Origin of the sequence: Siminovitchia jepli (genome assembly GCF_047228825.1) — a bacterium.
In the GTDB taxonomy this organism is placed as follows: Bacteria; Bacillota; Bacilli; order Bacillales; family Bacillaceae_C; genus Siminovitchia.
The window spans coordinates 1-1,044 of the sequence record NZ_JBFEGN010000208.1; the positions used below are offsets into that span (position 1 = coordinate 1).

General features: G+C 38.7%; 1 protein-coding gene. It reads right to left on the reverse strand.

Annotation, left to right across the window (positions count from 1 at the left end; genetic code table 11):
* A partial coding sequence (locus AB1L08_RS22420) for an IS110 family RNA-guided transposase (protein WP_413066782.1) occupies nt 1-785 on the reverse strand: 785 nt, incomplete at its 3' end.
* Nucleotides 786-1,044: the final 259 nt, after the last annotated feature.

Below are 1,044 nucleotides of genomic sequence, written 5' to 3' on the forward strand. Positions count from 1 at the left end.
AATCCGGGAACCGTCTGAATCAATTTGATTTGGGATTGATATTCTTGCGCCAGTTCTTTAATAAGCTGTTCTAGATCATTTTTACAAAGAACAATGGCATCATAATGGGCTTTGATTACACGGATTTTCTCAGCTTGTTCGTCACTAATTTCACCTTCTATAGAAAGTTTCAAACGGTCAACTTTTTGGATCATACTTTTGTGAACAAGGGTTTCGATATCTGGCATCTGACTTGGGTCATCTAGGACGCTCTTGATAATCTTTTGAGCGCTTTTTCCGAAAACATCGGAAACAACACTAGCAATTTGGATATTTGACCAAGTCAACGAATTTTGAAACCGATTCTTTTCACTCGTTTGAATAGAGGTTAGCTTATTGTAATAACGAAAAAGATCACGTAGTTGACGTATTTTCGCTGGCGGAATAAAACTTCCAGCAACTAGATCGTGTTTGTATAAATCGGCAATCCATTGGGCGTCCTTTTTATCTGTTTTTTTCCCACGAATCGCCTTGACATATTTTGGGTGGGCCAAGCAAATGTCATGGTCTGATTCGAGGATATTGTAGACAGGGATCCAGTATTTACCGGTAGATTCCATACAAACGTGAAAGCAGGAATAGTAATCCAGCCACTTTTTTAGTTCTTTCAATTGATTGGTGAAGGTGGAAAACCGACGGCGATAGTATTGGGTAATCCCTTGATCATCCGTAATTGCGATGACAGCAACAACAAAGGTCTTGTGAACGTCAATTCCGCAGCAATTCGGATAAACTATTTTTAGCATGGTAGGTACCTCCTATCTATTTGATTGAAGAAGAACTGTACATTGACTGCAAGGCTCTTTATAAACGAGACGCTTATGCAAAGATAAGTTTACGTGCTCTATGTCACAGTTAGTTGTTCTTGAAAAGCCAAGCTACACATATAAAAATGCGAGGTCATGTAGTGAAACCATGCACTTACTCACCTCCCCGTGATTTGTAGTGTATACAGGCTCCTTCAAAAATAGATTACTACTTTAAAACGAAAGATAAAAGGCATAA